The organism is Hominilimicola fabiformis, from assembly GCF_020687385.1.
Lineage (GTDB): Bacteria > Bacillota > Clostridia > UBA1381 > UBA1381 > Hominilimicola > Hominilimicola fabiformis.
Map to the genome: position 1 here is coordinate 1 of NZ_JAJEQM010000005.1, position 10,102 is coordinate 10,102.

The window sequence follows — 10,102 nt, forward strand, 5'->3', positions numbered from 1 at the left end:
ATCATGTCAAAAGCATATACGATGAAGTAGGAATGAAACATAAAGGTTTATAACTTTTTATAAGTTTTCAGTAACGGATGAAGAAGATGTGGTTATGGTTTCGGGTTATAAAGAAAGTTGGTGTGGAGAATATTTGCTTAGTGAAGTGAAGATTGCAACGAATGAAGAAATTAAGCAATATATGAAAGGGTGAAAACAAAATATGTTATTGAGTGAAATTGCAGAAAAGATTATAAAAAAAGAATCTAATCTTTCCTTGGAGAATGAGGTTATAGTTGGTAATAGAGAAGAATGGTATGAAGAATCTCTAATCGACCCATTAATAGACTATTATTCATATGACGTATTAAGATTGTGCGGTTGCGGTTGTCCTAATGACACATTAGATGTCATACGCAAATATCTTCATATTCGAAAAGATTGGAAGGACAACAATTACGCAAGTGTTAATTGTATGTGCGGAATGGCATTTGAAAAGTACAAAGCTCTTACATATCCGTATCCAAGTATCGTAGATAAGATTGAGAAATATGGTTGTGACCCCAAACAATTACATCATATTTTACGTTTGAAAGATTTTATCGAAAGATATTGTAATGGCGAAAGTTACCGTACTATTCTAATCCCTAAAAATAAGGATATGTTGCTCGATATTAAATCTAATTATCATTATGAATTAGAATATTCGAAAAATTTAGCAAAAGAAACGTGTGAGTGGATTAAACAATATAAACAAGAGTATATGGAGAATAATCCATTGGAGATTAATACTGAGGCAAAAGATGTTATGGAAAAGGTGATGACAAACTTAATTACATTCAGTATAAAAAATGAGGTGTGTAGGAATGAGTAAACCAAAACTATATGTTATGTGTGGTTTGTCCGGAAGTGGTAAATCTACCATTGCCAAACAGATTGTAAATGATAATCCTGATACAGTTGTTATATCAACTGATATGATACGAGAACAATTAACCGGCGAAGTCGGAGACCAGTCTCAAAATGATGAAGTGTTTGAACTTTTTCATACATTAATCCGAAAGCGTTTGGAGAATAAATATAATGTGATAGCCGATGCAACAAATATCACAATGAAGTCTCGTCGAGCAATTCTTAATAAAGTCAATGGACTAGACATAGAAAAGATTTGTTACATAATGCCGAAACCATTTGAGTGGTGTCAACAAGATAATAAAAATAGACCACATCCTGTTCCTGATGAAGTGTTGGAAAAGCAAATTAGAAGATTTGAAATTCCATTCATTGAGGAAGGGTGGAGCAAGATTATTATTCATGATGAATTTAAAAATCATGTGAGAAATTTGGTTAATGAAATAGCTTATATGGGAGATTTCGACCAAAAGAATCCTCATCACACAATGGATTTGTACAAGCATTGTTTAAATACTAAGAAATTAATGAAAGAAAAGGGTTATGAAAATCCTTGGCTGGGCGGTGCGATGATGCATGACTTAGGTAAATTGTCAACTCAAACATTTGATGATCTTGGCATAGCTCATTACTTTGACCATCACGCATACGGTTCGTATTTTGTATTGAGTCGAATACCTCAAAATTTAGAAGTATTAGACGTATGTTTCCTTATCAATTATCATATGTTGCCGTTTAGTTGGGAAAGTGAAAAAACGAAACAACGCTGGCGAAAAAGATTCGGAGAATATAAGTATAAGATACTTATGGATTTTCATGAATGCGATATACAGAGGTGATAAAGGAAATATATGAGTAAAGAGTTATCTAATAGAGAACAAAAGTTTCGGGATGAGTATATGGATATTTTGTATCAGGCTATAAGGAAAGAACATCCACCTGGGAAATACCTTCTCTTAGACAAGGACGATTTGAGAAAATTGACGGAACTGTTCAAAAGAGTTTATCAAGAAGGAGAATATATTGATATGAATGATATTAAAGAATTTCTTACAAAAGAACATAAAGAACTTATTCATAAGAAAATTGTAAAAACAATTGAGGATATGGACTTTACTTCTATAATAGAAGATTTTATCAATGATGAATTGGATTATGTTAGAGATCAAGATAATGTTGATGAATTCTTGGAAGAACAAATTATAGAAATTGTCCGTCAGCATTTAGTTAAGAGTGGATTGTTAAAGGAGAATAAGTAAGTATGAATTATTTTATTTCGGATTTACATTTGGGTCATAAGAATGTTTTAAAGTTTGATAATCGTCCATTTATCAATATAGAAGAACATGACAAAACAATTATTGATAATTGGAATAATAAAGTTAATGATAATGACGATGTATATGTCTTGGGTGATATTAGTTGGCACAATGCCACCAAAACTATTGAAATTTTCAAACAGTTAAAAGGTCGCATACATTTAATTCAAGGAAATCATGACAATAGAATATTAAAAAACAAAGAATTATACAACTTATTTGTCGAGGTTGTAGATTACAAGGAACTAAAAATTGACAATGAAATTTCAGTTGTTTTATGTCACTATCCGATGCCATGTTTCAAAAATCATTACTATGATTGGATACATCTTTACGGGCACGTACATAATAGTTTTGAAGAAAATATGATACAACATTTTAGATATGAAATGGGAGCATTATATGATAAACCTTGTCATATGTACAACGTCGGTGCGATGATGAAGTATATGGATTATACACCGAGAACACTAGAAGAAATTAGAACAGGATGGATATTAGAGTCATAAGATAGGGCGTCATGATGAAAATGTTCGTAAGGTCTAATTGGAAAACTATAAGTAGGGATAAGATTATAGAGGTGATAGATTGAAAGTATACAATACTTGTTGTAAAGTTAGTAATTATTGTACTGGCGAATTAGAAGAAGTGTTAAATCAATATTCAGATTATGGGTTTAATTTGGTTTCAACGCTTATTGCAAAGAATGAATGTGACATAGATGTTATGTATTTGTTTTTTACAAAAGTATGCGAATAATTAGTAACCTAATGAAAATTAAATTTCAACGGCAAGAAAAACTATATATGGTGGTTTTAAGATAATGTCGACTACTATATATGGTATATAAAAATAGACAATCAACAAATTTTGGTCGAGGCGTTGATTGTCTATATAAAAGGATACTTCATAATGGGATATACCATTACTCTGTATTTTTATATTTTAACATATTTTTGCAGAAATATCAAGTATTATTTTTATCATTTTGTTTGGGTGGGAATTAGCATACCCTTGGACAATCTGTGTCCATAAACCACTGTTCATATAGTTCACATAAATTTAATTCTATGTTCCGTCCATTTGGGCGTTCAGATAGATTTTATTACGTTAATTTTTATTTCAAGGAGGATTTTATTTTAATGGCGAAAACAAAGAAAATACTAGAGAAAAAAAATTGGTCTAACTCGTTTATGCTTATTGGAGAAGCAAAAATTAATGATTATACATATAAGTTAGACGCAAAAGCTGGGCAATCCGATTGGATTTATAACAGTTTGAATCTTGGTGTGTACTGTGGTGAAACTTGTGGAACTGTATATGCAGAACTTATGGGTGGTTACGGTGCAGAAAGAGATAATGTTATTTATGTTCATGGCAAGGACGAAAACGGCAAAGATGATTTTAGTAATAAATTTACTATTGATTGGGAAGACAGATTTGATGAAACAATTCTAGAATCTGTGGGTGATCTTTGTTACTTAACTGTAGGCATTGAGAGAGATAAGGGTGGCAAGGTTTACTATAAGAAATTTCTAGCACCATATGACATGATTGCGTATATTAATGAAAATCTTGAAGATGGAATGGTTGTTAATGTAAAGGGCAACTTGAAATATTCTATGTATAATGATGAATTGCAAGTTAAAAAGGAGATAAATAGCGTTGTTCTTTCTAAAGTTAATGACTCAAGTAAGTATTGTGCTAAATTCACACAGACAATGCTATTAACAAAAGATAGTCTCGGCAAGGTAGATAAGACAACCGGCATTCTTCCAATCTATGCAAAGGTGTTGGACTATATTAAGGAATACAAAGGTAAGGAAGTAAGAGCTAATATTCCGTATAATAAGACATTTGAATTCGAGCTTGATTTATCAACACCTGACATTGCACAAAAAGTCATAGATAAGATATTTAAGGTTAGAAAAGATGTTACAGAAGTGACTTTTGAAGGAGATCTTATTGAGGGTGGTGCTTTAGTCACAGCAACAGAAGACGATCTTCCCGATGATATTAAAGCACTTATTGCAATCAATGTATTTACGCTTGAAGAGGCGCTTGCAAAGTGTACTGCAAATTCTGGACGAGAAAAAAGAATGGTTATTCGAAAGCCAGTTATTAAACTAGTCGAAGATAAAGAGGGCAACAAAACTCCTGTTATTCAGAAGTTTGAAAGAAAATACGAAGAAGAAGACTTAATTCCTAATTTTATGTATAGCACAGAAGATGAGGATTATGAAGATGAGATAGATGATGATACAGATTCAGATGAAAATGAAAGTACATCTAACGATGACAACGATTGGTTAAATAGACTGTAAATATAAATATAAGTACGAATAAAAAATATAAATGAGGTCGTAAAATGCGACCTCAAAATAAATTAAACAAAGGAGATTTTTATATGGCATACGGAATAAAAAATGTAGTTAAAATTGATCCATTGGCTTATAATATTGGCTTGATTGGAGAAAGTGGAATTGGTAAAACGACAATTATTAAGGAAATGTGTGAAAAACTTACGGGTTCAAATGATGGTTATTTGTTTTTGGAATGCGGCAAGGAAGATGGTGCAGACGCAATTCAAGGTATTAATTATATTAATTGCCGTGAATGGTCTGCCGACTATGATGAGATAGAACATTCTATTGGTTTCGAAGATGTGGTTGATGATATCATTGATAATAAAACTACAGAATATCCATTGTTGAGAACGGTTGTCATTGATACATATGACCAATTGATTAATATCGCAAAAGCAGAGGTTATTGAAATGCATAACCGTGAAAATCCCGACAAACCAGTCAAATCAATTAAGGCTGCTTTTGGTGGCTATATGGCTGGCGAAGACAAAGCTGTAGATATGGTTTTAGAAAAGTTATGGAATTTAAAAAGAGTTGGTGTTTCATTTATCATTATTGGACATGTTAAACGACGTGACCAAGAAGATATGTTTACTGACCAAAAGTATCGTTTGTTGACAACAAACATGTCAATAAGAGATTTTAATGCAATAAAAACAAAGCTTCATTTTTTGGGAGTGGCTTCCATTGATAGAGAAATTGTTCAGCAAAAAACAGGCAAAAAAGACAATAAAGGCAATGAAAAGATGAAAGGCGTAGTTGCTAAAGAAAGCAGAAAGATTACTTTTAGAGATGATTCTTATTGTATTGATAGCAAAAGTCGCTTCGCAGATATTGTTCCTGAAATTGAATTTACTCCAGACGCACTTATAAAAGCGATTACCGATGCAATTAAAGCAGAACAATCTAAGTCAGGCAAAACTTTTGAACAATCAAAGGCTGAGCAAGAATTAGAAACAGCAAAAAAGTTGAAAGAAGTAGCGAAAGCAGAGCAGGTAAAAAAAGAAACCAAAAAACTTGAAGATGTAGTTACACAAATTACAGATTATATTAAAAATAATAAGTCCGATATGGACAAGATTAAGCCTATTATTGCCAAGACAAAAGAACTTGGATATGAAAATCCGACAACAATTAGTAAGGTTGAAGATGCTGAAATAGTATTAGAACTTATTTCGTAAAATTCTATATGGGGACAACATGCACGATATATGTTGTCCCCATGAAATAGGAGGTGGATTTTTATGAGAGAAATAAGAAAAAAGGAAAATAAAAATCAAGAATTTTTTGATTTATGTAAATATATAGAAAGAGAAATTTTCAAATATGATGAAAATCAAAAATTAAAACAAGCATCCTGTTTGCAACTAAGAGGTCTTGTAAATGGCAAAGATTTTGGACATAGAGAATATAACGGAGAAAGTAAGTATCCAATTAAATCTGTCCTCATTGCATTTCAAATAAACAAAAATAAAATATTAAATAGCATACAAGGGAAAAATTTTACTAATGAGATTTCTCAAATGAGATATATATGTAAAATTATTGAAAATGATATTCCCAATATATATATGAAATTAAAGAACGCAGAAAAGACGCAAGAAAGCATTCAGAATATGGACACGGATATTCTTTCTCATAACGGTGGTACATATCAGAAAAAAACAGAAGACCTAAAGAATGAACGATTAAATGAGTTATGGTAAGGCGGCGAGGACAATAGCAACGAAAAATGTTACAAAAGGCAACAAGATAACTCCATTTGAACAGGAGCTAATTGAGACAGTAAAGAAGATAAATGAATATAAAGAAGCTTGCGAAGCTAATGTGGTAAGTATTTTATATAAAAAGCCAGATTCAATATTTGAAACCAATTTAACATTGGAAGAATTTCATAATAATATTTGGCGTGTGTATTGGACTATTGCAAATGATATAGTAAAAATTGAAAAGAAAAATGCACTTGATGATATTACAGTTGGTTTGTATCTCGAAAAACATCCCAAATTAAGAAGCAAATATGAAGAATATGGTGGATATGACACCATTGTAAGTGCAAGTGCTTATGTAAATACAGAAAATCTATATGGATATATTCAGGAATTACGCAAGTGGAATAGTGTTATAAAATTAGCAAAACGTGGCTGCCCTGTGAGAGATAGATTAAGTGATTATTGTGATATGGCGGCTGAGGAAATCTATAATGAATGGGAGGCTTTTATTAATGATATATTTGTAAATATAGATTGCGATGTAAAAAGTTATGATATATGCGATGGTATTTATGATTTAATCGAAGAACTTGATGAGGGGCTGGCGATCGGGCTTCCATATCATAATATGGATATGATTACAAAAGAAACAGGTGGGCAGTACTTAGGTTCTATTACATTAGTTGGGGGATTAAGCAATGTAGGAAAGTCTACATTTGCTAGAAACGCTACAGTCCCAACTGCAATAAAAGAAAAAGAACGTGTTGTTGCAATGATTAACGAAGATAACTTAAAAAAGTGGCAAAGAGAACTTCTTATATTTGTTGCAAATAACATAATTAAAGAGGATTTACAAAAGCATATCGTCAGAGATGGACATTATCAAGACGACACAAAGGAATTGCTCTATAAAGCCGCTGATTGGATTAAAGAACAAACACAAAATCATATACTTACAATTGTTCCTTTTAAACAATATAAGACAAAGAATGCAATTAAAATTATAAAAAAATATTCGAGTATGGGTGTAAAATACTTTATTCTTGATACATTTAAAATGGATGCTGGTGATGTAAGCGACAAATCTTGGCTTGAAATGCAACAGAACATGGTTGAAATTAATGATGTAATTAAACCCGAATCGAAGAATTTACATATTCTTATTACATTCCAATTAGCAAAAGGAAGTGTAAAACAAAGATACTATACTCAAGATAATATTGGAATGTCAAAGAATATTATCGATCCCGCTTCGACTTGTATTATGATTCGTGATTTATATGATGATGAATATACTGGCGAAAAAAGAGAATTAAAAGTATATAGGCTTGAAGGGAAAAACGGCAAAACGAAAATTCCAGTTAAGTTAGACAAGGACAAACATTATCAAATTGCTTTTATTATTAAAAATAGAGAAGGCTCTGCTAATAGATATCAAGTAGTATTTTCGCATGATATGTCAAGAAATATTATGCATGAAATTGGTATCACAAATGTGCCTGTTGATTTTTAAGGTGGTGAGTATTATATGACCGTTTTGGAGTTAAAAAAATATATTTTCCAAAAAGGTAAAATTGAATTTATTTTAAATGAGATTGGGTGCGGTCATATATTATACCACCCAGCCAAAGAATATTATAGTTGTTCAAATTGTGATGGCGATAATAAAACGGCTATCAATATAAAAAATAATGAATATTTAGGCTGCAAAAATTATACAAGAGAAAAGTATTTTGACGATAATTCGGATTTGCTCACTCTTGTACAGTATAATAAAAGCCTAAAAGATAAAAAATTTTCTTTTTTTGATACGATTAAATATTTGCATAAAATATTAGGACTTCCATTAACTTTAAAAAAAGAAAATAAAGAAGAGAAAAAAAATGATCCCCTATATATATTTAAAAAGGTTAAACTACGAAAAAAAAGACAAAATGTGCTTGATTTCAATATATTAAACGAAAGCAAATTGCATGATTTTGTTCCGTATATTCATATTGATTTATTTAGAGAAGGAATAATGCCATGGACTATCAAAAAATTCGGGCTTGCATATAGTTATAGATATAAACGAAATGTAATTCCATTAAGATATTGGTTAACTGGTGAGTTGCTTGGATTTAATATGAGGACATCAATTGAGAATTACGAATTATTTGATATAAAAAAATATTATATAACACCAGGATATCCAAAACAAATGAACCTTTTTGGCTTATGGGAGAACAAAGATAGTATCCAAGAAAAAGGGCATGTGGTCGTTTTCGAAGCGGAAAAATCAGTTTTAAAAAGAGATAGCTTAAATGATCCGACCGGTGTTGCAGTTAGTGGTCATGAGATATCAGATGAACAAGCCAAAATACTTATTGGATTGAATTGCGAAATTATAATAGCATTCGATAAGGATATAAGTATTGAACATATTCGATATTGTTGTGAAAAGTTTTATGGGATAAGAAAAGTATCTTATATATGGGACAAATATGATTTGTTAGACAAGAAGGATAGTCCTGCGGATGCTATCAATAAAATATATGAGTATTTATTTGAATATAGAATTCTTTATGACGAATATGAACATAAAAAACATATAAAAAATTTAAAAAAGGTTGGTGCTTGATGGGAAGAAAGACGAAAGAAGAATTAAAAGAAATAACAAAGAAATATAATGTAAATCGTTTGTGGAGTTGGAGTAAATTTAATACTTATCATAATAGTCCATATGAGTATTATTTAAAATATATAATCAAGAAACCAGAAGATAGACAAGATTGTATTTATACAACAACCGGTGGTATGGCTCATGACATTATGGAGAGTTTATACACGGGTAAAATTGAATATGAAAATATGGATTCAGATTTTGAAGATGCATGGATTACTGCTAATATTGCAGAATTAAAGTTCGATAGAAATGACTCTGGAAAAAATAAGAAAATATCTGATAAGTATTATAAAAATCTTAAACACTTCTTTAATCATCATATTATGATTCCTCACAAAATGCAAATTGAGCAATTTATTACTGCATTAGTTGGCAAAAATGTCTTTCAAGGATATATAGATGCATGTTATAAAGATAAAGACGGCAATTACAATATTTTAGATTGGAAAACTAGTAGTATTTATAAAGGCGAAAAGGCACTTAATGAATGTGGGCAATTGGTTGTATATGCTATTGGATTACATCAAATGGGTGTGCCGTTTGAGAAAATAAAAATCTGTTGGGACTTTTTAAAATATGTAAAAGTAGATTGTAAACAGGCTAATGGCAAATGGACAACAAGAGAAATCGAAAGATGTGAGATTGGTTCAAAATTACAATCAAGTGCAAAAATGTGGTTAAAAAAATGTGGTTATGAAGATAAACTTATAGAATATCTTGATATGTTGGCACAGACAAATGATATTAACTGTTTGCCTCAAGATGTACAAGCAAATTTTGTATTTCATGATTGTATAGTTTATGTTGATTTAACACAAGACTTAATTGATAGGTGGACGGCAGATATAATAAATACAATTGATAAGATTGAAAATATGGAGAATAAATATTATGAAAGTCATGATGAAATGATTTTTTACGACTCTCCTGAGCAGGTAGCAAAGCAAAGTTATTATTTTTCAACATTATGTGCATATTCGCCAAAACTCCATAAGCCATATAAATTATATTTAGATAAACTAGAATCTAAGAAAAATGGGGGAAGTTTTTTCGATGGTTTAGGAACAGATGTAAAAAGAGAAAAGTTGTCAATAGAGAATAATACAGTTGAAAAAGAAGATTTGTCTTGGTTGGAGCAACTGTAGAAGG

At 30.8% G+C, this 10,102-nt stretch carries 11 protein-coding genes; all 11 read left to right on the forward strand.

What is annotated here, in order from left to right; all coding sequences use genetic code 11:
- The first annotated feature begins 256 nt into the window (after window positions 1-256).
- The 11 genes from LKE05_RS04380 to LKE05_RS04430 all read left to right on the forward strand — a co-directional run bounded on the left by LKE05_RS04380 (window position 257) and on the right by LKE05_RS04430 (window position 10,098).
- Window positions 257-853 carry a hypothetical protein gene (locus tag LKE05_RS04380; RefSeq protein WP_308456057.1) on the forward strand — a complete coding sequence of 199 codons (597 nt, stop codon included), beginning with the start codon at window positions 257-259 and terminating at the stop codon, window positions 851-853.
- Window positions 846-1,730 (forward strand): AAA family ATPase, encoded by an 885-nt coding sequence (locus LKE05_RS04385; RefSeq protein ID WP_308456058.1) that lies wholly within the window; start codon window positions 846-848, stop codon window positions 1,728-1,730. The genes LKE05_RS04380 and LKE05_RS04385 overlap by 8 nt, the downstream gene beginning before the upstream one ends.
- A 12-nt stretch (window positions 1,731-1,742) precedes the next feature.
- Entirely contained in the window at window positions 1,743-2,150 is a 408-nt protein-coding gene (locus LKE05_RS04390; protein ID WP_308456059.1) for a hypothetical protein, read from the forward strand.
- Between the two features lie 2 nt (window positions 2,151-2,152).
- Window positions 2,153-2,719: a metallophosphoesterase family protein gene (locus tag LKE05_RS04395; protein ID WP_308456060.1), complete on the forward strand. Its 567-nt coding sequence runs from the start codon at window positions 2,153-2,155 to the stop codon at window positions 2,717-2,719.
- A gap of 79 nt (window positions 2,720-2,798) precedes the next feature.
- Window positions 2,799-2,969, forward strand: a complete 171-nt coding sequence (locus LKE05_RS04400) for a hypothetical protein (RefSeq protein ID WP_308456061.1) — start codon at window positions 2,799-2,801, stop codon at window positions 2,967-2,969.
- A 383-nt stretch (window positions 2,970-3,352) separates the two neighbouring features.
- The gene (locus tag LKE05_RS04405) at window positions 3,353-4,534 is read left to right on the forward strand and encodes a YorF family protein (protein WP_308456062.1); all 1,182 of its coding nucleotides are present in this window, start codon (window positions 3,353-3,355) and stop codon (window positions 4,532-4,534) included.
- Window positions 4,535-4,617: 83 nt separating this feature from the next.
- Window positions 4,618-5,757, forward strand: a complete 1,140-nt coding sequence (locus tag LKE05_RS04410) for an AAA family ATPase (protein WP_308456063.1) — start codon at window positions 4,618-4,620, stop codon at window positions 5,755-5,757.
- A 63-nt stretch (window positions 5,758-5,820) separates the two neighbouring features.
- A complete protein-coding gene (locus LKE05_RS04415; RefSeq protein WP_308456064.1) occupies window positions 5,821-6,282 on the forward strand; it encodes a YorH family phage-derived protein in 462 nt (153 codons plus the stop codon).
- Window positions 6,269-7,801, forward strand: a complete 1,533-nt coding sequence (locus tag LKE05_RS04420; protein WP_308456065.1) for a DnaB-like helicase C-terminal domain-containing protein — start codon at window positions 6,269-6,271, stop codon at window positions 7,799-7,801. The genes LKE05_RS04415 and LKE05_RS04420 overlap by 14 nt, the downstream gene beginning before the upstream one ends.
- A gap of 15 nt (window positions 7,802-7,816) precedes the next feature.
- A complete protein-coding gene (locus LKE05_RS04425; protein WP_308456066.1) occupies window positions 7,817-8,908 on the forward strand; it encodes a hypothetical protein in 1,092 nt (363 codons plus the stop codon).
- Window positions 8,908-10,098: a PD-(D/E)XK nuclease family protein gene (locus LKE05_RS04430; protein WP_308456067.1), complete on the forward strand. Its 1,191-nt coding sequence runs from the start codon at window positions 8,908-8,910 to the stop codon at window positions 10,096-10,098. Before LKE05_RS04425 ends, LKE05_RS04430 begins: the two co-directional genes overlap by 1 nt.
- Window positions 10,099-10,102: the final 4 nt, after the last annotated feature.